Source organism: Micromonospora sp. NPDC049139 (genome assembly GCF_055586845.1).
In genome coordinates, this window is sequence record NZ_JBVJHK010000008.1 from 91133 (window position 1) to 116398 (window position 25266).

Annotated in this window: 2 protein-coding genes; both read left to right on the top strand. The window is 75.4% G+C overall.

All coding sequences use genetic code 11. The annotated features are described in order from the left end of the window. The first annotated feature begins 25 nt into the window (after nt 1–25). The gene (locus ACZ6Q9_RS16510; RefSeq protein WP_396829291.1) at nt 26–14182 is read left to right on the top strand and encodes a type I polyketide synthase; all 14157 of its coding nucleotides are present in this window, start codon (nt 26–28) and stop codon (nt 14180–14182) included. A 47-nt stretch (nt 14183–14229) separates the two neighbouring features. Then, complete coding sequence (locus ACZ6Q9_RS16515; protein WP_396829292.1) at nt 14230–25194, top strand: type I polyketide synthase; 10965 nt, start codon at nt 14230–14232, stop codon at nt 25192–25194. Nucleotides 25195–25266 lie beyond the last annotated feature (72 nt).

The window sequence follows — 25266 nt, forward strand, 5'->3', positions numbered from 1 at the left end:
GCATGCCGAGTGAGGTAGGTCCACGGTGAGCAACGAGGACGAGAAGTACGTCGAGTACCTGAAGCGTACGACCTCGGAGCTGCGGCGTACCCGGCGGCGGCTGCGCGAGCTGGAGGCCCGCGACTCCGAGCCCATCGCCATCGTGGCGATGAGCTGCCGCTACCCGGGCGGGGTCGACAGCCCCGAGGCGCTGTGGCAGCTCGTCCGCGACGGCGGCGACGGGATCGGGCCGTTCCCCGCCGACCGGGGCTGGGACCTGGACCGCCTCTTCCACCCCGACCCCGACCACCCGGGCACCAGCTACGTCACCGAGGGCGGCTTCGTCTACGCCGCCGCCGACTTCGACGCGGACCTGTTCGGCATCTCGCCCCGCGAGGCCGTCGCCATGGACCCGCAGCAGCGGCTGCTGCTGGAGACCTCCTGGGAGGCGTTCGAGCGGGCCGGGCTGCCGCTGCCGGCGGTGCGGGGCAGCCGCACCGGGGTGTTCGTCGGCGCGGCGTCGCACGGCTACGACGGCATGATGGCGCAGGCCGAGAACGGCGAGGGGCATCTGCTCACCGGCAACGCCACCAGCGTCATCTCCGGCCGCGTCGCGTACACGCTCGGGCTGGAGGGACCGGCGGTCACCGTCGACACCGCCTGCTCGTCGTCGCTGGTCGCCATCCACCTCGCCGCGCAGGCGCTGCGCAACGGCGACTGCGAGCTGGCGCTGGCCGGCGGCGTGACGGTGATGCCCACCCCGGCGGTCTTCGTCGGCTTCAGCCGGCAGCGCGGCCTCGCCGCCGACGGCCGGTGCAAGGCGTTCGCCGCCGGCGCCGACGGCACCTCCTGGTCGGAGGGGATCGGGATGCTGCTGCTCACCCGCCTCTCCGACGCCCAGCGGCACGGCTACCCCGTGCTCGCCGTCGTGCGGGGCAGCGCCGTCAACCAGGACGGCGCGTCCAACGGCCTGAGCGCCCCCCACGGCCCGTCCCAGGTCCGCGTCATCCGCCAGGCCCTGGCCAACGCCCGGCTCACCGCCGAGCAGGTGGACGTGGTGGAGGCGCACGGCACCGGCACCCGGCTCGGCGACCCCATCGAGGCGCAGGCGCTGCTGGCCACGTACGGGCAGGACCGGGGCGCCGCCGCGCCGCTGCTGCTCGGCTCGGTCAAGTCGAACATCGGCCACACCCAGGCCGCCGCCGGCGTCGCCGGCGTGATCAAGATGGTCATGGCGATCCGGCACGGCGTTGTCCCGCCGACCCTGCACGTCGACGAGCCGTCTCCGCACATCGACTGGACCGCCGGGTCCGTCACCCTCGCCACCGCACCCACCGCGTGGCCCACGGCCGACCGGCCGCGCCGGGCCGCCGTGTCGTCGTTCGGGGTGTCCGGCACCAACGCGCACACCATCATCGAGCAGGCCCCGGCACCGGCCCCGGCACCGGCCGAGGCCGAGGGCGAGCCGGCCGTGGTGGCCGACCGTCCGGCCTCCCCGGTGCTGCTCTCCGCCCGGTCCGAGGCCGCGCTCGCCGCGCAGGCCGGCCGCTGGGCCGCCTGGCTCGCCGCCGACGACACCCTCCGCCCGCTCGATGTGGCCTTCTCGTCGGTCACCTCGCGGTCCACCCTGGACCGCCGCGCCGTCGTGTCGGCGACCGGCCGCGACGACCTGCTCGCCGGGCTGCGCGCCGTCGCCGCCGGGGAGCCGGCCGGCACCGTCGTCACCGGCGCCGGGTCGCCGCGCGGCCAGCTCGCGGTGCTCTTCTCCGGCCAGGGCGCGCAGCGCGCCGGCATGGGCCGGGAGCTGTACGCGGAGTTCCCCGTCTTCGCCGCCGCACTCGACGAGGCGTGCGGGCACCTGGACCGCGCCCTGCCGCGCCCCCTGCGGGAGGTGCTGTTCGCCGCGCCGGGCACGGCCGAGGCCGAGCTGCTGGACCAGACGGTGTTCACGCAGGCCGGGCTGTTCGCCGTCGAGGTGGCGCTGTTCCGCCTCGTCGAGTCGTTCGGCGTGGCGCCGGACGTCGTGGGCGGCCACTCGATCGGCGAGGTCACGGCCGCGCACGTGGCCGGGGTGCTGTCCCTGGAACACGCCTGCGCGCTGGTGGCGGCGCGGGGCCGCCTGATGCAGGCGCTGCCCGCCGGGGGCGGGATGCTGGCCGTCGCCGCCCCCGAGGCGGACGTGCTGGCCACGCTGGACGGGCTCGCCGACCGGGTCGGGATCGCCGCGGTGAACGGCCCGACCTCGGTCGTGGTCTCCGGCGCCGCCGAAACCCTCGACGAGGTGGAGCGGCGCTGGCGGGACCGGGGCGCGCGGACCCGCCGGCTCACGGTCAGCCACGCGTTCCACAGCCCGCTCATGGAGCCCATGCTCGGCAGGTTCCGCGCGGTGCTCGACCGGCTCACGTTCGCCGCGCCGGTGCTGCCGGTCCTGTCGAACGTGACCGGCGCGATCGCCGACGCCGACGAGATCCGCACCGCCGACTACTGGGTGCGGCACGTCCGCGAGGCCGTCCGGTACGCCGACGGGGTCACCGCGCTGCGCGAGGCGGGCGTGGGCACCTTCCTGGAGATCGGCCCGCAGAGCGTGCTGACCGCGATGACCGGGGACGTCCTGCCCGACGGGGACGGTGCGCTCGCCGTCGCCGCGCAGCGCAAGGACCGGCCCGAGCCGCAGGGGCTGCTGGCCGCGCTCGCCGAGCTGCACGTGCACGGGGTGCCGGTGACCTGGCAGCCGTGGTTCGCCGACACCGGGGCGCGGCGGGTCGACCTGCCCACGTACGCCTTCCAGCACCAGCGCTACTGGCCGGAGATCGGCGGCGCCGCCGGGCAGGCCGCGCCGGCCGACGCCGCCGAGGGCGACTTCTGGGCGGCCGTGGAACGCGGCGACCTGACCGAGGTGGCGTCCCACTTGGCCGTGCAGGACGACCCCGCCGCGGTCGAGGCGCTCGCCCCGGCCGTGCCGGTGTTGTCGTCGTGGCGGCGGGCCCGGCACCGCGACGCCGTCGTGGACAGCTGGTCGCACCGGATCGACTGGGAACTCGTCCGCCCCGCCGCGGCGGCGACGCTGACCGGCCGCTGGCTGGTCGTCACCGCCGACACCGACGACGCCGGTGCGGCCGGGACGCTGGCCGGCGCGGGCGCGCACGTCGACACCCTTGCCGTCGCCCCCGGCGTCGGCCGCGCCGAGCTGGCCGAGCTGCTGCGCGGGCACGGCGAGCGGGGCTGGACGGGGGTGCTCTGCGTGCTGCCCGACGGCGACCGGGCGCTGCCGGACGCCCCGGCCGTCTCCGTCGGCGCCGCGCTGCTGCTCACCCTGACCCAGGCGCTCGCCGACGCCGCCCTGCCCGGCCGGCTCTGGTGCCTCACCAGGGGCGCCGTCGCCGTCGGCGGCGAGACCGTCGCCGACCCGTGGCCCGCGCTGGCCTGGGGACTGGGCCGGGTCGTCGCCCTCGAACAGCCGGACCGCTGGGGCGGCCTGGTCGACCTGCCCGCCCGCGTCGACCGGGCCACCGGGGACGCGCTGCTCGCCGTCCTCGCCGACGCCGGCCACGACCAGGTGGCGATCCGCCCGCAGGGGACCTTCGGCCGGCGGCTGGTGCCGGCCGCGCCGCCGGCCGGGTCGGGCTGGCGGCCCGCCGGCACGGTGCTGGTGACCGGCGGTACGGGTGCGCTGGGCCGGCACGTGGCCCGGTGGTTGCTGGCCAACGGCGCCGGCGAGGTGGTGCTGGCTTCGCGGCGTGGTCCGGCCGCGCCGGGTGCGGCGGAGTTGGTGGCCGAGTTGGGGGCGGTGCGGGTGGTGGCCTGCGACGTCACCGACCGGGAGGCGGTCGACGCCCTCGTCGCCGGGCTGCCGGGGCTGACCGCCGTCGTGCACACCGCCGGGGTCGTGGACGACGGCGTCCTCGACGGGCTCGACCTGACCCGCATGCAGAACGTCCTCGACGGCAAGGTCCGCGCCGCCCGGGTGCTGCACGAGGCGACCGCCGGCCGCGACCTCGACGCGTTCGTGCTCTTCTCCTCCCTCGCCGGGGTCGTCGGCAGCGCCGGACAGGGCAACTACGCGGCGGCCAACGCGTACCTCGACGCGTTCGCGGCCTGGCGGCGCGGCCAGGGGCTGCCCGGCACCGCCATCGCCTGGGGCGCGTGGGCCGAGGACGGCATGGCCGCCGCGACCGCCGCGCTGACCGCCCGGCTCACCCGGGGCGGCATCAACCCGCTCCCCGCCGCCGAGGCGGTCACCGCCCTTGGCCGGGTGGTCAACACCGCCGAGCCCGCGGTCACCGTCGCCGACGTCGACTGGGGACGCCTCGCCGCCGCCTGGGGCCGGCCCACCCCGCTGATCGCCGCCCTGCCCGGGGTGCCCGCCGTGCCCACCGGGCCCGTCCGCGCCGTGGTGGTCGGCCGGTCCCTGCCGCAGCTCACCGACCTCGTCCGCACCCAGGCCGCGGTCGTGCTCGGCTACCCGGCCGGTCAACCGCTGCCCGACCGCACCTTCCGCGACCTCGGCTTCGACTCGCTGACCGCCGTCGAGCTGCGCAACCGGCTGACCGCCGAGACCGGCATGAGCCTGCCCGCCACGCTGGTCTTCGACCACCCCACGGTCGCCGAACTCGCCGCCCACCTGCACGGCCTCACCGCCGGCCAGGCCACCGGCGAGGTGGTCGCCGACGGCACGCACCTGCACCGCGAGCCGATCGCCATCGTCGCGATGAGCTGCCGGTTCCCCGGCGGGGTCGCCTCGCCCGAGCAGCTGTGGGACCTCGTCGCCACCGGCACCGACGCGATGAGCCTGATGCCCGGCGAACGCGGCTGGAACCTCGCCGAGCTGTACCACCCCGACCCCGAGCACCCGGGCACCAGCTACGTGCGGGAGGGCGGCTTCGTCGCCGGCGCCGGCGAGTTCGACCCCGCCTTCTTCGGCATCAGCCCCCGCGAGGCCCTCGCCATGGACCCGCAGCAGCGGCTGCTGCTGGAGAGCACCTGGGAGGCGTTCGAGCGGGCCCGCATCGACCCCACCGCGCTGCGCGGCAGTCGCACCGGCGTGTACGTCGGCACCAACGGCCAGGACTACGGCTCGCTGCTGATGGCCGCCGGGGACGTCGACGAGAACTACCTCGCCACCGGCGTCTCCGCCAGCGTCATCTCCGGCCGGCTGGCGTACACCTTCGGGCTGCACGGCCCGGCGGTCACCGTCGACACCGCCTGCTCGTCGTCGCTGGTCGCGATGCACCTGGCCGCGCAGGCACTCCAGGCGGGGGAGTGCGACCTCGCCCTGGCCGGCGGTGCCACCGTGATGGCCACCCCCGGGATCTTCGTCGGCTTCTCCCGGCAGCGCGGCCTCGCCGCCGACGGCCGGTGCAAGCCGTTCGCCGGCGCCGCCGACGGCACCGGCTGGGGCGAGGGCGTCGGCCTGCTGGTGCTCCAGCGGCTCTCCGACGCCCAGCGCGACGGCAACCCGATCCTCGCCGTGCTGCGGGGCAGCGCCGTCAACCAGGACGGCGCCTCCAACGGACTCACCGCCCCCAACGGCCCCGCCCAGCAGCGGGTGATCCGGCAGGCGCTGGCCAACGCCGGGCTGACCGCCGACCAGGTGGACGTGGTGGAGGCGCACGGCACCGGCACCACCCTCGGCGACCCGATCGAGGCGCAGGCGTTGCTGGCCACGTACGGGCAGGACCGCCCCGCGGACCGGCCGCTGTGGCTCGGCTCGATCAAGTCGAACATCGGCCACACCCAGGCCGCCGCCGGTGTCGCCGGCGTGATGAAGATGGTGCTCGCCATGCGGCACGGGGTGCTGCCGCCGACCCTGCACGTCGACGAGCCCACCCCCCACGTCGACTGGTCGGCCGGCGGCGTCGAACTGCTCACCTCCGCCCGCCCCTGGGAGCCGGCCGACGGCGTCCGCCGCGCCGCCGTGTCCTCGTTCGGGATCAGCGGCACCAACGTGCACACCATTCTCGAGCAGGCACCCGCCGACGAACCCCGACCCGAGCCGGCGGCCACCGGGCCGGCCGGGGAACTGCCCTGGGTGCTCTCCGGGCGCACCGCCGACGCCCTCACCGCCCGGGCCCGGGACCTGAGCGCCCACCTCGACACCGTCGACGACGCCACGCTCGCCGACGTCGGCTGGTCGCTGGCCGCCACCCGCGCGTCCCACGACCACCGGGCCGTCGTCTTCGCCGCCGCCCGCGACGAGCTGACCGCCGCCCTCGACGCGCTCGCCGACGGCCGGCCCACCCCGCAGACCGTCACCCGCGTCCCCGGCACCCCGGGCGAGGTCGCGTTCGTCTTCCCCGGCCAGGGATCCCAGTGGGTCGGCATGGCCGCCGAACTCCTCGACACCGCCCCCGTCTTCGCCGAGAAGTTCGCCGCCTGCGCCGAAGCGCTGCGCCCGTACGTCGACTGGTCACCGACCGACGTGGTGCGCGGCGCGCCGGACGCCCCCTCCCTGGAGCGCGTCGACGTCGTCCAGCCCACCCTGTTCGCGGTCAGCGTCTCGCTCGCCGCCCTGTGGGAGTCGTACGGGGTGCGCCCGTCCGCCGTCGTGGGCCACTCCCAGGGCGAGATCGCCGCCGCGCACGTCGCCGGGGCGCTCACCCTGGACGACGCGGCGGCCGTCGTGGCCCTGCGCAGCCAGATCATCGCCGGCATCGCCGGGGACGGTGGCATGGTCTCCGTCGCCACCACCGCCGACGAGGCCACGGAGACCATCACCCGCTGGGCCGGCCGGGTCGCCCTGGCCGCCGTCAACGGCCCCACCTCGGTCGTGGTCTCCGGCGATGGCGCGGCCCTGGACGAGCTGGTCGCCCACTACGAGTCCCGCGAGGTGCGGGTGCGCCGCATCCCGGTGGACTACGCCTCCCACTCCGTCCACGTCGAGCCGCTGCGCGAGCAGCTCCTGGAACTGCTCGCCGGGCTGCGCCCCCGCACCGGCGACGTCCGGTTTTGGTCCACCGTGGACGGGGACTGGCTCGACACCGCCGCCCTCGACGCCGACTACTGGTACCGCAACCTGCGCCAGACCGTCCGCTTCGACGAGGCGGTGCGCAGCCTCGTCGCCGCCGGCTACCAGACCTTCGTCGAGGTCAGCGCCCACCCGGTGCTCACCATGGCCGTGCAGGAGAGCGTCGAGCTGGCCGCCGCCGACCCCGGCGCGGCCACCGTCACCGGCACCCTCCGCCGCAACGAGGGCGGCCTCGGTCGCTTCCTCCGCGCCCTGGCCGAGGTGTACGCCGGGGGAGCGCCGGTGGACTGGCGGCCCGCGTTCGCCGGCCTCGCCGGCCGCCGCCGGGACCTGCCCACGTACCCGTTCCAGCGGCAGCTCTACTGGCCGCAGCCGTCGGCCGCCACCGCCCCCACCGCCGGCGCGGCCGGCCCGGTGGCCGACGACGAGGTCGACGCCCGGTTCTGGGCCGCCGTCGAGGCGGAGGACCTGGCCGCCCTCACCGCCGAACTCGCCGACGCGACCGAGGCGCAGACCGTGCCGGACGCCGCCTTCGCCGACGTGCTGCCGGTCCTCGCCGCCTGGCGCCGCCGGCACCGCGACCAGGCCACCGTGGATTCCTGGCGGTACCGGGACAGCTGGCTGCCCGTCGTCGCCGACGGCCCGGTCGAGCCCGCCGCCACCGGCACCTGGTGGCTGGTCACCGGACCCGACGACACCGGCGCGGCCCAGGCCGCGTTCTGCCGGGACGCGCTGGAACGGCACGGCGGCACCGTCGTACCGCTCGTGCTGGACGCCGACCGCACGGACCGTACGGCCCTTACCGCCCGACTGCGCGAGCTCGCCGATGGCAGCGCGCCCGTCGCCGGGATCCTGTCGCTGCTGGCGCTCGACGAGACGCCGGCCCCAGCCCACCCCTCGGTGCCGGTCGGCTTCGCCGGCACCGTCACCCTGACCCAGGCGCTCGGCGACGCGGGCCTGCGCGCACCGCTGTGGTGCCTCACCCGGGGCGCCGTCTCCACCGACCCCGGCGACCCGCTGCCGCACCCGCTCCAGCAGCTCGCCTGGGGCTTCGGCCGGGTCGCCGCCCTGGAGCACCCGGATCGCTGGGGCGGCCTGGTCGACCTCCCCGACGAGCTGGACGACGCCGCCGGCCGCCGGCTGGTCCGCGTCGTCACCGGCACCGACGGGGAGGACCAGGTCGCGCTGCGGCGGGCCGGCGCGTTCGGCCGGCGGCTCCTGCACGCCCCGGTCGGCGACACGCCCGCCACCCGCGAGTGGCGGCCCTCCGGCACGGCCCTGGTCACCGGCGGCACCGGCGCGCTCGGCGGGCACATGGCCCGTTGGCTCGCGGCCAACGGCGCCGCACACCTGGTGCTGCTCAGCCGGCGTGGCCGGCAGGCCGAGGGCATCGCGGAGCTGGAGGCCGAACTGGTCGGCCTCGGCGCCCGGGTCACCGTGGCCGCCTGCGACGCCGCCGACCGGTCGGCGCTCGCCGCCGTCCTCGCGGACGTGCCGCCCGAGCACCCGCTGACCACGGTCGTGCACACCGCTGCCGTGCTCGACGACTCGGTGATCAACTCGCTGACCCTGGACCAGGTCGACTACGCGCTGAGCGCGAAGGTCACCGCGGCGCTGAACCTGCACGAGCTGACCCGCGACCGGGACCTGGACGCGTTCATCCTGTTCTCCTCGATGGCCGGCACGGTCGGCAGCTCCGGCGTTGGCAACTACGCCCCCGGCAACGCGTTCCTCAACGCCCTCGCCGAGCACCGGCGCGGCCTCGGCCTGCCCGCCACCTCCATCGCCTGGGGCGCCTGGGGCGGCGGCGGCATGGCCGACGGCGAGTTCGGCCGGATGCTGCACCGCCACGGCGCGCCCGAGATGCCCCCGCGGCTCGCCGTCGCGGCCCTGCACCAGGCCGTCGAGCACGACGAGACGTTCCTGACCATCTCGAACATCGCCTGGGACCGGTTCTTCGTCGCGTTCACCGCGACCCGGCCCGGGCCGCTGATCGCCGAGATCCCCGAGGCGCAGGCGCTCGCGAAGACCAAGGGCCTCACCGAGGCGAAGCAGGCCGACGAGGCCGGCCCGGCCGGCGCGTTCACCCGGATGAGCGCCGCCGAGCGCCAGCAGGCGCTGCTCGGCCTGGTCCGCGACCAGGCGGCCATGGTCCTCAAGTACGCCGACGGCGAGGCCGTCGACCCGCACCACGCGTTCCGCGACCTCGGCTTCGACTCGGTGACCGCGGTGGAGCTGCGCAACCGGCTCGCCACCGCGACCGGGCTGCGGCTGCCGGTGACCCTGGTCTTCGACTACCCGTCCTCGACCGCGCTCGCCCGGCACCTGCACGAGGAGTTGGGCGGCGGGGCCGCCGCGACGGTGGAGACCGCGCCCCTGGCGCTCGGCGACGACGAGCCGGTGGCCATCGTCGCGATGTCCTGCCGCTTCCCCGGCGGCGCGAACGACCCCGAGCGGTTCTGGGAGATGCTGCACGCCGGCCGGGACGCCGTGTCCGACCTGCCCGGCGATCGGGGCTGGGACATCGACCGGCTCTACGACCCCGACCCCTATTCCACCGGCACCTCCTACGTCCGCAGCGGCGCCTTCCTCTACGAGGCGGCGGAGTTTGATGCCGGTTTCTTCGGGATCTCGCCGCGTGAGGCGCTGGCGATGGATCCGCAGCAGCGGTTGCTGCTGGAGGCGTCGTGGGAGGCGGTGGAGCGGGCAGGGGTTGACCCGGGGGTGTTGCGGGGTTCGCGAACAGGGGTGTTCGTGGGCACGAATGGTCAGGACTATGGGGCCCTGTTGATGGTGGCCAGTGCGGACGAGGTGGAGGGGTTCGCGGGCACGGGCAACGCCGCGAGTGTGGTGTCGGGTCGGGTGGCGTACGCGTTGGGGTTGGAGGGGCCGGCGGTGTCGGTGGACACGGCGTGTTCGTCGTCGTTGGTGGCGTTGCACCTGGCGGTGCAGGCGCTGCGCCGGGGCGAGTGCGACCTGGCGTTGGCGGGCGGCGTGACGGTCATGGCGACGCCGGGGCTGTTCGTGGAGTTCTCGCGGCAGCGCGGGTTGGCGGCGGACGGCCGGTGCAAGGCGTTCGCTGGGGGTGCGGACGGTACGGGTTGGGGTGAGGGCGTCGGTGTGCTGCTGGTGGAGCGGCTGTCCGACGCGCGGCGTAACGGTCACCGGGTCTTGGCGGTGGTGCGGGGAAGCGCGGTCAACCAGGACGGTGCGTCGAACGGGTTGACGGCGCCGAACGGTCCGTCGCAACAGCGGGTGATCCGGCAGGCCCTGGCGTCGGCGGGGTTGACCACGGCCGACGTGGACGTGGTGGAGGCACACGGCACGGGTACGACGCTCGGTGATCCGATTGAGGCGCAGGCGTTGCTGGCCACGTACGGGCAGGGCCGGGACGGGCACGAGCCGCTGCTGCTCGGGTCGGTCAAGTCGAACATCGGGCACACCCAGGCCGCGGCCGGCGTCGCCGGCGTGATCAAGATGGTGCTGGCGATGCGGGAGGGCGTGGTCCCGGCGACGTTGCACGTGGACGAGCCGTCCCCGCACATCGACTGGACGTCCGGCGCCGTCGAGTTGGCGACGGAGTCCCGGCCGTGGCCGGCGGTGGACCGCCCCCGCCGCTCGGCGGTGTCGTCGTTCGGCATCAGCGGCACCAACGCGCACGTCATCATCGAGCTGGCCGAGGAACTGTCCGCCGAGAGCGCGGTGCCCGAGGCCGGCGCGGACCGGAGTCCCGCGCTCGTGGCCTCGGACGCCGTCGTCTGGCCCATGTCCGCGCGGTCCAAGGCCGCCCTCGCCGGGCAGGCCGCCCGGCTGGCCCGCCACGTCCGCCAACACGAGGATCTGGACCCGGCCGCCGTGGCCTGGTCTCTCGCCACCACGCGCTCGGCGTTCGACCAGCGGGCCGCGGTGGTGGGTGCGGGCGTGACGGAGCTGTTGGCCGGGCTGGACGCGCTGGCGGCCGGTGCGCCGACGGGCAACCTCGTCACGGGCACCGTCTCCGGCACGGGTGCGGGTGCGGTGTTCGTGTTCCCGGGTCAGGGTGCGCAGTCGGCGCGGATGGCGGCTGGTCTGGTGGGTCGTGTGCCGGTGTTCGACGCGAAGTTGGCGGAGTGTCAGCGGGCCCTCGCCTCGTACCTGGATGTCGACATCGTGTCGGTGTTGACCGGGGATGACGAGTCGTGGTTGGAGCGGGTGGAGGTCGTGCAGCCGGTCCTGTGGGCCGTGGGCATCGCTCTGGCCGCTGTCTGGCGGCACGTCGGGGTGAGCCCGGGGGCGGTGATCGGTCACTCGCAGGGCGAGATCGGTGCCGCGTGTGTGGCGGGGATTCTGTCGTTGGAGGATGCGGCGAAGGCGGTGGCGTTGCGGTCGCGGGCGCTGACGGTGCTGCGGGGCACGGGCACGATGGCGTCGGTGGACCTGTCCGTGGACGCGGTGACGGAGCGTCTGGCCGTGTTCCCGGGTGTCGGGGTGGCGGCCGTGAACGGCCCCTCGACCGTGGTGGTGTCGGGTCCGCCGCAGCCGGTCGCCGACCTGGTCGAGGCGTGTCAGGCCGACGGCGTTCGGGCCCGGCTGATCCCCGTGGATTACGCCTCCCACTCGGCGGCGGTGCAGGACGTTGCGGAACAGTTGCGTGCTGACCTGGCCGACATCGCTCCGCAGGAGGGTCACACGCGCCTGGTGTCGACGTTGACCGGGGATTGGGTGGATCCGGCGTCGATGACGGCGGATTACTGGTATGACAACCTGCGGCGGACGGTGCAGTTCGACCCGGCTGTGCGGGTGGCGGTCGCCGCGGGTCACACGACGTTTGTGGAGATTTCCCCGCATCCGGTGTTGACCATGCCGGTCACGGCGATCCTGGACGACGCGGGTGTCACCGGTCACATCCTGGGCAGCCTGCGGCGCGGGGACGACGACCCGACGCGGCTGCTGACGAACCTGGCCACGGCGCACGCGATCGGCCTGCCCGTCGACCTGACCGCCGTCCTCGCCGGGACCGACGTCGTGGCGCTGCCCACGTACGCCTTCGACCGGGACCGGTTCTGGCCGACCGCGACGACCGCGCAGGGCGGCGCCGACGAAACCCCGAGCGGCGTCGACTCCGCCTTCTGGGCGGCCGTCGAGAGTGAGGACCTGGCCGCGCTCGCGGAACTCACCGCACAGAGCGCGACGGAGTCCCTGGAACGGCTGGGCGCGGCCCTGCCGGTGCTCGCCTCCTGGCGGCGGCAGCAGCGGGAACGGTCCACCCTGGACGACTGGCGGTACCGCAGCGTCTGGCAGCCGTACACCGGGACGCCGGTCAGCTTCCTCCCCGGCGCCTGGTGGGTCGTCGCGGACGAGCGGCACCCGGAGGAGGGCGAGGCCGCGGTCGTCGAACTGGCCCGCCGAGGCGCCGACGTCCGGCTGATGCTGCTGCCGGACGACCTGACCGACCGGGCCGCCCTGGCCGCGCACCTGACCACCGCGACGCGCACCGCCGACGGCGGGCCCGCCCCGGTGGACGGCGTGCTGTCGCTGCTCGCCCTCGCCGACGGCGCGGTCGACGACACCCAGCCGGTGCCGCCGTTCCTCGCCCGGTCCCTGGCGCTGGTCCAGGCCCTCGGCGACCTCGACGTCGCCGCGCCGCTGTGGTGCCTCACCCGGGGCGCCGCCGGCACCACCCGGGGCGGGACCCCCGGCCGCCCGGAGCAGTCGCTGCTCTGGGGCCTCGGCCGGGTCGCGGCCCTGGAACACCCGCAGCGGTGGGGCGGGCTGGTCGACGTCCCGGCCACCCTCGACGACCACGGCTGGGACCTGCTCTGCGCCGCGCTGGCCGGCCTCGACGGCGAGGACCAGCTCGCCGTCGACGGCGCCACCATCCTGGTACGCCGGCTGGTGCGGGCGCCCGGCGGTGACACCGCCACCGACGAGGCCGGCTACCCGGGCACCACGCTGGTCACCGGCGGCACCGGCGCGCTCGGCGCGGAGGTGGCCCGCTGGCTGGCCGCCCGCGGCGCCGAGCACCTGCTGCTGGTGAGCCGCCGGGGAGCGGACGCCCCGGGTGCCACCGAGCTGGTTCGGGAGCTGACCGAGGCCGGCAGCCGGGTGACCGTCGCGGCCTGCGACGTGGCCGACCGGGCGGCGCTGGCCAAGCTGCTCGACGAGGTGCCCGCCGAGGCGCCGCTGACGAGCGTGGTGCACGCGGCCGGCGTGCTCGACGACGGCGTGCTCGACGGCCTCACCGCCGACCGGCTCGCCACCGTCCTGCGGCCCAAGGTGCTCGGCGCGCTGCACCTGCACGAGCTGACCGTCGGGCAGGAACTGCGCGCGTTCGTGCTGTTCTCCGCGATGGCCGGCCAGCTCGGCGCCGCCGGCCAGGGCAGCTACGCCGCCGCCAACGCCTACCTCGACGCCCTCGCCGAGCAGCGGCACCGCCAGGGACTGCCGGCCACCTCGATCGCGTGGGGTCCCTGGGCGGCCGGCGGGATGGCCGCCACCGACCAGGCGGTGGAGGAGCGTCGGCGGCGTACCGGGGTCGCCCGCCTCGACACCGAGCCCGCCCTCACCGCGCTCGCGCGGTGCGTCGCGGGAGGCGAGCCGGCGACGCTGGTGGCCGCCATCGACTGGGTCCGGTACGTGCCCGGCTTCGTCGCCGTCCGGCCCAGCGCGCTCATCGAGGGCGTGGCCGAGGCGCGGCGGGCCGCCGCCGAGCGGGCCGACGACAGCGGCGTGTCCGCGGAGTCGCTGGCCGCGCTGCTCGCCGGCCAGACGGACGCCGAGCGGCGCAAGACCCTCCTCGAACTGGTGCGCGGCCAGGCCGCCGCGGTGCTCGGGCACGCCTCGATCGACGCCGTGGAGCCGGACCGGGCGTTCCGGGAACTCGGCTTCGACTCGCTGACCGCCGTGGAGCTGCGCAACCGGCTCACCGCGGCGACCGGCGTCCGGCTGCCCGCCACGGTGGTCTTCGACTACCCGACCGCCGCCGGGCTGGCCGACTACGTGCGGGCCGCGATCGTCGACGGCGGGGTGGTCGGTGTCGCGCCGGTCTTCGGCGAGCTGGACAGGTTGGAAGCGGCGCTCTCCGGCTCGGCGCCGGACCGCAGCGCCCGGATTCGGATCACCGAGCGGCTGCGGGCGCTGCTGGCCTCCCTCAACGAGGCCGACGCGCCGGCGGACGGCGACACCGTCGCCGAGAAGCTCCAGGACGCGACGCCGGATGAGGTCTTCGACTTCATCGACCGCGAGCTGGGGATGTCCTGACGTGATCGCTGCTGCGACGACGGGTCAACACAAGGAGTGCGCGGTCCATGGCTGACGAGGCGAAGCTTCTCGACTACCTCAAGCGGGTCACCGCTGACCTGCATCAGGTGCGGCAGCGCCTGCGCGAGGTGGAGGCCGGCGAACAGGAACCGGTCGCCATCGTCTCCATGAGCTGCCGGTTCCCCGGCGGCGTGCGGTCGCCGGAGGACCTGTGGGAGGTGGTCGCGTCCGGCCGGGACGCGGTCACCGACTTCCCGGAGGACCGGGGCTGGGACCTCGGGTCGTTGTACGACGCCGACCAGGAGCAGGGCGGCCCCGGCACGTCGTACACCCGCCAGGGTGGCTTCGTCCACGACATGCCCGACTTCGACCCGGGCTTCTTCGCGATCTCACCGCGCGAGGCCCTGGCGATGGACCCGCAGCAGCGCTGGCTGCTGGAGACTTCGTGGGAGGTCCTCGAACGGGCCGGCATCGACCCGCACTCGCTGCGCGGCAGCCGTACCGGCGTCTTCGCCGGCAGCACCGGGCAGGACTACGGCACCGTGCTGATGGGTGCCGCGCAGGGCCTGGAAGGGCACCTGATGACCGGCAACGCCGGCAGCGTCGTCTCCGGCCGGATCGCCTACACCTTCGGCCTGGAGGGGCCGGCGGTCACCATCGACACCGCCTGCTCGTCCTCCCTGGTCGCGCTGCACCTCGCCGGGCAGGCGCTGCGGCAGCGGGAGTGCACCCTGGCCATCGTCGCCGGGGTCACCGCCATGTGCACCCCGGCCGCCTTCGTCGAGTTCTCCCGGCAGCGCGGCCTCGCCGCCGACGGCCGGTGCAAGGCGTTCGCCGCCGCCGCCGACGGCACCGGTTGGTCCGAGGGCGTCGGCGTCCTGCTGCTGGAGCGGCTGTCGGACGCGCAGCGCAACGGCCACCCGATCCTCGCCGTGGTGCGGGGCAGCGCCGTCAACCAGGACGGCGCCTCCAACGGCCTGAGCGCCCCGAACGGGCCGTCCCAGCAGCGGGTCATCCAGCAGGCCCTGGCCAACGCCGGTCTCGCCGCGGGCGGCGTGGACGTGGTGGAGGCGCACGGCACCGGCACCCGGCTCGGCGACCCGATCGAGGCGCAGGCGCTGCTGGCCACGTACGGGCAGGACCGGGGCGACGCGGCGCCGCTGCTGCTCGGGTCCGTGAAGTCGAACATCGGCCACGCCCAGGCCGCCGCCGGCGTCGCCGGTGTGATCAAGATGGTCATGGCGATGCGGCACGGCGTCGTGCCGCCGACCCTGCACGTGGACGAGCCGACCCCCGAGGTCGACTGGTCTGCCGGTGCCGTCTCGCTGGTGACCGAGGCGACGCCGTGGCCGGCGACGGACCGGCCGCGCCGCTCGGCCGTGTCCTCGTTCGGGGTGTCCGGCACCAACGCGCACACCATCCTGGAGCAGGCCCCGGTGCCGCAGCCCGCGCCGGCCGCCGCCGCACCGGCCGTCGAGCGGCCGGTCGTCCCCGTGCTGGTGTCGGCCCGGGACGCCGCCGGCCTAGCCGGACAGGCGCAGCGCTGGGCCGCCCGGCTGGCTGCCGACGAGACCCTGCGTCCCCTCGACGTCGCCTTCTCGTCGGTCACCTCCCGGTCCACCCTGGACCACCGGGCCGTGGTGCCGGCCACCGGCCGCGACGACCTGCTCGCCGGGCTCCGGGCGCTCGCGTCCGGCGAGCCGTCGGGCGCGGTGGTCGCGGGCCAGGCCGGCGGCCGGGGCACGCTGGCGGTGCTGTTCTCGGGTCAGGGTGCGCAGCGTGCGGGTATGGGCCGGGAGTTGTCCGAGGCGTTCCCGGTCTTCGCGGCGGCGTTGGGCGGGGTGTGTGCGCAGCTCGATCCGCTGTTGCCGCGTCCGTTGCGGGAGGTGCTGTTCGCCGAGGCGGGCACCCCGGAGGCCGAGCTGCTGGACCAGACCGTGTTCACCCAGGCGGGCCTGTTCGCGGTCGAGGTGGCGTTGTTCCGGCTGATCGAGTCGTTCGGTGTGGTGCCGGACATGCTCGCCGGTCACTCGATCGGTGAGATCTCGGCCGCGCACGTGGCCGGGGTGTTGTCCCTGGCGGACGCCGCCGCGTTGGTGGCGGCGCGGGGTCGGTTGATGCAGGCCCTGCCGTCCGGAGGCGGGATGCTCGCAGTGGCGGCGGACGAGGCCGCGGTACGCGAGTCGATCGCCGGCCTCACGGATCGGGTCGGGATCGCGGCGGTCAACGGGCCGACATCGGTCGTGGTGTCCGGCGCGGTCGACGCCCTCGACGGCATCGAGCGGACCTGGAAGGAGCGAGGCGCCCGGACCCGCCGCCTCGCCGTCAGCCACGCGTTCCACAGTCCGCTGATGGAGCCGATCCTCGATGAGTTCCGCACGCTCCTGGACGGGTTGACCTTTGCCGCCCCGTTGCTGCCGGTCGTGTCGAACGTGACCGGTGCCCTGGCCGAGGGCGACGAGATTCGCACGGTCGACTACTGGGTGCGGCATGTCCGTGAGGCGGTGCGGTACGCCGACGGGGTCGCCGCGCTGCGCGAGGCGGGCGTGGACACGTTCCTGGAGGTGGGTCCGCAGAGTGTGCTGACGGCGATGGCGGCGGACATCCTGCCCGAGGATGACGCCGTGCTGGCCGTCGCCGCGCAGCGTAAGGACCGGCCGGAGACGCACGCCCTGCTGCACGCCCTGGCCGACCTGCATGTGCACGGCGTGTCGGTGACCTGGCAGCAGTGGTTCACCGACACCGGCGCACGGCGGGTCGACCTGCCCACGTATGCCTTCCAGCACCAGCGCTACTGGCCGGAGGCGGGCGCCGGGTGGACCGGAGACGTCACCGCCGTCGGCCTGCGGCCCGCGCGGCACCCCCTGCTCGGCGCCGCCGTCGGCGTCGCGCACGCCGAGGGCTTCCTGTTCACCGGGCGACTGGCCCGGCGCACCCACCCGTGGATCTCCGACCACGTCGTCTTCGACACGGTGCTGCTGCCCGGCACGGGCTTCGTGGAACTCGCCCTCCAGGCCGGCGCGCACGTCGGCGCGGACCACGTCCGCGAACTCACCCTGGAGTCGCCGCTGATCCTGCCTGAGACCGGTGGCGTGGACATCCAGCTCTGGATCGGCCCGGCCGACGAGACCGGCTGCCGGTCCGTGTCGCTGCACTCCGCGGTCGACGGCGACCCGGCCGACGGCGCGGGGGAGCGGGCCTGGACCCGCAACGCCAGCGGCGTGCTGGCCAGCGGCCCCGCCGGACCGGGCGCGCCCTCCGGCTGGTCCGACCTGACCGCCTGGCCGCCCCCGGGCGCGACCGAGGTCGCCACCGACGACCTGTACCTGAACCTCGCCGCCCAGGGCTACGACTACGGCCCGTCCTTCATCGCGCTGCGCTCCGCCTGGCGGCGCGGCGAGGACCTCTTCGCCGAGCTGGCCCTGCCGGAGACCTCCGCCGCCGAGGCCGACGGGTACGGCCTGCACCCGGCCCTGCTCGACGCGGCGCTGCACACCCTCGGGCTGACCACCGCCACCGGCGCGCCGTCCGGGGCGGACATGCCCCCGGGGTACGGCCGGCTGCCGTTCTCGTGGAACGACGTCGCCCTGCACGCCGCCGGCGCGGCGGCGGCCCGGGTCCGGGTCTCGCACACCGGCACCGACAGCATCTCGCTGCTGCTGGCCGACGTCACCGGCGCGCCGATCATCTCCGTCGGCTCCCTCGTCCTGCGGCCGGTCTCCGCCGACCAGCTCCGCACCGCCGGGGGCGGCGGGACCGAGTCGCTGTTCCGGGTCGAGTGGGCCCCGCTCGCCCTGGCCGCCGGCCCGTCGACCGTCGACTGGGTGGTGGTCGACGACGACGCGGCCCTCACCGACGCGGTAGCGGCAACCGGGACGGCTGTGGCGGCGTACCCCGACCTGACCGCCCTGGCGACCGCGATGGACGAGGGGGCGGACGCACCCGGCGTGCTGGTGGTGCCCTTCCTCGACCCGCCCGCGTCGGCGGACGTGCCGCGCGCCGTCGCCGAGGTGACCCACCGGGCGCTCGCCGTGCTCCAGCAGTTCCTCGCCGACGACCGGTACGCGGCCTCCCGGCTGGTCGTGCTGACCCGGGGCGCGGTCGCCACCGACCGGGACGCCGACCTGACCGACCTGGCCGGCGCCGCGGTGATCGGCCTGCTCCGCTCCGCCCAGTCGGAGAACCCCGACCGGTTCGTGCTGGTCGACGTCGACGACGTGGCCGGCTGCGCCGCCGCGCTCGTCCCGGCCGTCGCCACCGACGAGCCGCAGGTGGTGATCCGCGCGGGCGTCGCCGCCGGGGCCCGGCTCACCCGGGTCCCCGCCGTGGCCGAGCCGCCAGCCGCCCCGTTCGACGGGGAGGGGAGCGTCCTGATCACCGGCGCCACCGGCACCCTCGGCCAGCTCATGAGCCGGCACCTGGTGACCACGTACGGCGTCCGGCACCTCATCCTCACCAGCCGGCGCGGCCGGGCGGCCGGAGGTGTCGCCGAACTCTGCGCCGACCTGGAGGCGCTCGGCGCGACCGTCACCGTCGCCGCCTGCGACGTCGCCGACCGGGCCGCCGTGGCGGAGCTGCTGGCCGCCATCCCGGCGGAGCACCCGCTCACCGCCGTCATCCACGCCGCCGGCGTCCGCGACGACGGCGTCATCTCCTCGCTCACCCCCGAGCGGATGGACGGCGTGCTGCGGCCCAAGGTCGACGCCGCCTGGAACCTGCACGAGCTGACCGCCGACCTCGACCTGAAGGCGTTCGTCTCGTACTCCTCGCTCGCCGCCACCGCCGGCGGCCCCGGCCAGGGCAACTACGCCGCCGCCAACGCGTTCCTTGACGGGCTGGCCCAGCACCGCAAGGCGCGCGGGCTCGCCGCGCTCACCCTCGCGTGGGGCCTCTGGGCCGACCGCAGCGGCATGACCACCGAGCTGGACGACGTCCACCTCAACCGGATCTCCCGCTCCGGCGTCGCCGCCATGGAGGCCGAGGAGGGGCTCGCCCTCTTCGACGCGGCCTGCCGCAGCACCGACGCCGCGCTCGTCCCGGCCCGGCTCGACCTCGCCGCCATGAAGGTGCAGTTCGCCGGCGGCAGCATCCCGCCGCTGTACCGGGCGCTGATCCGCATGCCCGCCCGCACCGCCGCCGCGGCCGCCACCGGCGCGTCCCTGGTCCAGCAGCTCGCCGCGCTCGGCGACACCGACCGGGCCGCCGCGCTGGTCGAGATCGTCCGCGGCCAGGCCGCCGCCGTGCTCGGCTACCCTGACCCGACGGCCATCGAGCCGCGCAAGGCGTTCAGCGAGTTCGGCTTCGACTCGCTGACCGCCGTCGAGATGCGCAACCGGCTCAACAACGCGTTCGGGATGCGGCTGCCGGCCACCCTCGTCTTCGACTACCCGACCCCACACGACCTGGCCGCCTTCCTCGGTACGGAGATCGCCGGCACCCCCGTCCCCGTGCGACCCACGACCACCACCGTGTCGGTCGACGACGACGAGCCCCTCGCCATCATCGGCATGGCGTGCCGGCTGCCCGGCGGGGTCTGGTCCCCGGACGACCTGTGGCGGCTCGTGGCCGACGGCGTCGACGCGATCACCGACCTGCCCACCGACCGGGGCTGGGACCTCGACTCCCTCTACAGCCCGGACCCCGACGCCAGCGGCACCTTCTACGCCCGCGGCGGCGGCTTCCTCAGCGGCGTCGACCGGTTCGACCCCGGGTTCTTCGGCATCTCGCCCCGCGAGGCCCTGGCCATGGACCCGCAGCAGCGGCTGTTGCTGGAGACCACCTGGGAGTCCTTCGAGTCCGCCGGCATCGACCCGGCCGCCGTCCGGGGCAGCAGCACCGGCGTGTTCGTCGGGACCAGCGGCCAGGACTACGGCTCGCTGCTCGCGTACTCGCCGGAGGCCGCCGAGGGCTACATGCTGACCGGGATGACCAGCAGCGTCATCTCCGGGCGGGTGGCGTACACGTTCGGCCTCGAAGGTCCGGCCGTCTCGTTGGACACCGCCTGCTCGTCGTCCCTGGTGGCCCTGCACTGGGCCGGCCAGGCGCTGCGGCGCGGCGAGTGCGACATGGCCCTCGCCGGCGGTGTGATGGTGATGGCCACCCCGACCGCGTTCGTCGAGTTCTCCCGCCAGCGCGGTCTCGCCGCCGACGGCCGGTGCAAGTCGTTCGCCGCCTCGGCGGACGGCACCGGCTGGTCCGAGGGCGTCGGCATGCTGCTCGTGCAGCGGCTGAGCGACGCCCGCAGGCAGGGCCGCAAGGTCCTCGCCGTGGTACGCGGCTCCGCGATCAACCAGGACGGGGCGTCGAACGGGCTGACCGCCCCGAACGGCCCCTCCCAGCAGCGGGTCATCCGGCAGGCCCTCGCGTCGGCGCGGCTGTCCACGGCCGACGTCGACGTGGTCGAGGCGCACGGCACGGGCACCACGCTCGGCGACCCCATCGAGGCGCAGGCGCTGCTCGCCACGTACGGGCGGGACCGGCCGGCGGACCGGCCGCTGCTGCTCGGCTCGATCAAGTCGAACATCGGGCACGCGCAGGCGGCGGCGGGCGTCGCCGGCGTGATCAAGATGGTGCAGGCCATGCGGCACGGGGTCGTGCCGGCGACGCTGCACGTGGACGAGCCGTCCCCGCACATCGACTGGACGTCCGGCTCGGTGGAGTTGGCGACGGAGTCCCGGCCGTGGCCGGCGGTGGACCGTCCCCGCCGCGCGGCGGTGTCGTCGTTCGGCATCTCCGGCACCAACGCCCACGTCATCATCGAGCAGGCCGACGAGCCGGTCGAAGCCGCGCCCGTGGACCCGCGTCCGGGCCTGGTGGACTCCGATGTCGTCGTGTGGTCGGTGTCGGCGCGGTCGAAGGGGGCTCTGGCGGGTCAGGCGGCGCGGCTGGCGGAGTACGTGCGCGAGCGTGGCGACGTGGATCCGGCGGCGGTGGGCTGGTCCCTGGCCACGACGCGGTCGCTGTTCGACCAGCGTGCCGCCGTGGTCGGTGCGAGCGCCGAGGAACTGCTGGCTGGGCTGGACGCCCTGGCCGCCGGTTCGCCGTCCGGGAACCTGGTTACGGGCACCGTTTCCGGGACGGGTGCGGGGGCGGTGTTCGTGTTCCCGGGTCAGGGTGCGCAGTCGGCGCGGATGGCGGCCGGTCTGGTGGGTCGTACGCCGGTGTTCGACGAGAAGTTGGCGGAGTGTCAGCGGGCCCTCGCCCCGTACCTGGACGTCGATCTGGTGTCGGTGTTGACCGGTGAGGATGAGTCGTGGTTGGAGCGGGTGGAGGTGGTGCAGCCGGTTCTGTGGGCCGTGGGCGTCGCCTTGGCGGCGGTGTGGCGGCGCGCGGGGGTGTCCCCGGCGGCGGTGATCGGTCATTCGCAGGGTGAGATCGGTGCCGCCTGCGTCGCGGGGATCCTGTCTCTTGAGGATGCGGCGAAGGCTGTGGCGTTGCGGTCGCGGGCGCTGATGGTGCTGCGGGGCACGGGGACGATGGCGTCGGTGGATCTGTCCGCCGATGCGGTCACCGCGCGTCTCGCGGGTTTCCCGGGTGTGGGTGTGGCTGCTGTGAATGGTCCTGGCACGGTGGTGGTGTCGGGTCCGCCGCAGCCGGTTGCCGATCTGGTCGAGGCGTGCCAGGCCGATGGTGTGCGGGCGCGGTTGATTCCGGTGGATTACGCGTCGCATTCGGCGGCGGTGCAGGATGTCGCGGAGCAGTTGCGCGCCGACCTGGCCGATATCGTCCCGCAGCAGGGGCACACACGTCTGGTGTCGACGCTGACCGGGGACTGGGTGGACCCGATGTCGATGGATGCCGGTTACTGGTATGACAACCTGCGGCAGACGGTGCGGTTCGACCCGGCCGTCCGCGTCGCGGTCGAGGCGGGTCACACGACGTTCGTGGAGATCTCTCCGCATCCGGTGCTGACCATGCCGGTCACGGCGATCCTCGACGACACGGGCGTCACCGGGCACACCCTGGGCAGCCTCCGGCGGGGCGACGACGACCCGACGCGGTTGCTGACCAATCTGGCCACGGCGCATGCCATCGGCCTGCCCGTGGACCTCACGGCGGTCCTCGCCGAGACCGACACCGTCGCCCTGCCCACCTACGCCTTCGACCACCAGCGGTACTGGGTCGACCCCCCGGTCCACCGGGCGCAGGACGTCAGCTCCGCCGGCCTCCAGGACGCCGGGCACCCGCTGCTCAGCGCCACGCTGACCTTCCCGGACAGCGAGCGGATGGTCTTCACCGGGCGGCTGTCGGTGCGTACCCACCCGTGGCTCGGCGAGCACCGGGTGATGGACAACATCCTGCTGCCCGGCACCGCCTTCGTGGAGCTGGCGACGTACGCCGGTGAGCAGGCGGGTTGCCCGACGGTGGAGGAGCTGACCCTGCTCGCCCCGCTCGTCCTGCCCGAACTCGGCGCGCTCCAGGTGCAGCTGATGGTCGGCGACCGGGACGACGACGGGCGCCGCACCGTCCAGCTCTACTCCCGGCCCTACCGGGACGGCTCGGACGAGATCCTGGCCGACGTGGCCTGGACCTGCCACGCCACCGGCCTGCTCGCCCCGCAGCCGGCCGAGGGCACCGCGCCCGCCTTCGACCTCGGGGTGTGGCCGCCGCCCGGCGCGACCCGCGTCGAGGCCGACGACTTCTACTCCGGCATCGAGGCGACCGTCTTCGGGTACGGCCCGGCGTTCCGCGGCCTGCGCGCCGCGTGGACCCGCGACGACGAGGTCTTCGCCGAGGTCGAGCTGCCCGCCGACCACCACGCTGACGCCGGCCGGTTCGGCGTGCACCCGGCGCTGCTGGACGGTGCGTTGCAGGCCATGTCGATCGGCGGCTTCCTCGGCCGGATGGGTGACGGGGCCGACGCCACGGTGCCCCGGCTCCCGTTCGCCTGGACCGGCGTCTCCCTGCTCGCCGCCGGTGCCACCGCCCTGCGCGTGCGCGTCGCGGCGGCCGGCGAGGTCGGGGTCTCCTTCCAGGTGGCCGACGCCACCGGCGCCCCGGTGCTGCACGTGGACTCGCTGATCATGCGCCGGGTCACCGGCGACTCGCTCGGCGCTGCCCGCTCCGGCCGGCACGAGTCCCTGTTCCAGGTGGACTGGCCGGCGCTGCCGGTGCCCACCGGCCCGGTGCCGGCGGCCATCCGCTGGGTGGTGCTCGGCGGCGACGATCTCGCCCTCAGCGCCGCCTGCGAGGCGGCCGGCGCGAGGGTGCGTACCGACGTGGACCTCGACTCGCTGGGCGACCTGCTCGCCGGGGGCGAGCCGGCACCCGAGGCGGTGATCGTCCCGGTCGGCGGCGTCGGGGACCCGACGGACCCGGCGCTGGCCGCGCAGGCGCGGGCCACGACGCACCGCACCCTCGCCGCGGTGCGGACCTGGCTCGCCGACGACCGGTTCGCCGACTCCCGGCTGGTGTTGGTCACCCGCGACGCGGTCGCGGCGGGGGAGCAGCCGGTCGTCAACCTGCGCCAGGCCCCGGTCTGGGGCCTGCTGCGGACCGCGCAGCTCGAGCACCCGGGCCGGTGCCAGCTGGTCGACCTCGACGACACCCCTGGCAGCGGCACCGTGCTGGCCGCCGCCATCGCCTCCGGCGAGCCGCAGCTCGCCGTGCGGGGCGGGCAGGTCCGTACGCCACGGCTCGGGCGGGTTCCGGCCGGGGTGGAGCTGCTGCCCGGCGGCATCGACCCCGACGGCACCGTGCTGATCACCGGCGGGACCGGCGTGCTGGGCCGTATCGTGGCCCGCCACCTCGCCACCACCCACGGCGTGCGGCACCTGCTGCTGGCCGGGCGGCGCGGCGCGGCGGCCGAGGGCATCGCCGACCTCGCCGACCTCGCCGACACCGGCACCCGGATCACCGTCGCGGCCTGCGACGTCGCCGACCCGGACGCCCTGTCGGCGCTGCTGGCCGGGGTGCCCGCCGACCATCCGCTCACCGCCGTGGTGCACGCCGCCGGCGTACTCGACGACGGCGTGCTGGAGTCGATGACCCCCGAGCGGGTGGACGCGGTCGCCGTGCCGAAGATCGACGCGGCGTGGCATCTGCACCGCCTCACCGCCGACCTCGACCTCGCGGCCTTCGTGCTCTTCTCCTCGGCGGCGGCCACCCTGGGCAGCGCCGGCCAGTCCAACTACTCGGCGGCGAACGCCTTCCTGGACGCCCTCGCCGCGCACCGGCGGGCCCGCGGACTCGCCGGCATCTCCCTGGCCTGGGGCCTGTGGGAGCAGGCCAGCGGCATGACCGGCCACCTCGACGACGCGGACGTGCGGCGGATGGCCGAGCAGGGCGCGGCGGGGCTCGCCACCGAGCAGGCGCTGGACCTCTTCGACGCGGCCTGGCGGCTCGACGCGGCGGCGGTCGTACCGATGCGGCTGGACGTCGGGACCCTGCGGACGCAGGCGGAGGCCGGCACGCTCGCGCCGATGCTCCGGGCCCTGGTCCGGGTGCCGCTGCGGCGATCGGTCGACGCCGCCGGTGCCCGCGCCGGCGGGATGCAGCTGAGCCAGCGGCTGGCCGGGCTGGCCGGCCCGGAGCGGCTGAAGGTCGTGCTGGACGTGGTCCGGGCGAACATCGCCGCCGTCCTCGGCCACGCCAGCGCCGACGCGGTCGACCCCGGCCGGCTCTTCACCGAACTCGGCTTCGACTCGCTCACCGCGGTGGACCTGCGCAACCGGCTCAACAGCCTGTCCGGGCTGCGGCTGCCGGCGACGCTGGTGTTCGACTACCCGACGCCGGCCGCGCTCGCCGAGAGGCTGACGAGCGAGATCGCCGCCGACGCGGCGCCGTCCACGCAGCCCATCTTCCAGGGCATCGACACCGTGGAGAGCCTGCTCACGGCCATCCCACTGGACGCGACGGCCCGGGCCCGGTTCACCGCCCGGATGCAGGACCTGCTGGCCAAGGCGTCCGACCTGGGCGCCGGACCGGCTACCGAGCAGGACAAGCCCGATCTCGAATCGGCCAGCGACGACGAGATCTTCGACTTCATCAGCAAAGAGTTTGGGATCTCCTGAGATGACCGGATTCTTCATCGAGGAAGGCGCCACCCGATGAGCGACGACAAGCTGCGGTACTTCCTCAAGCGG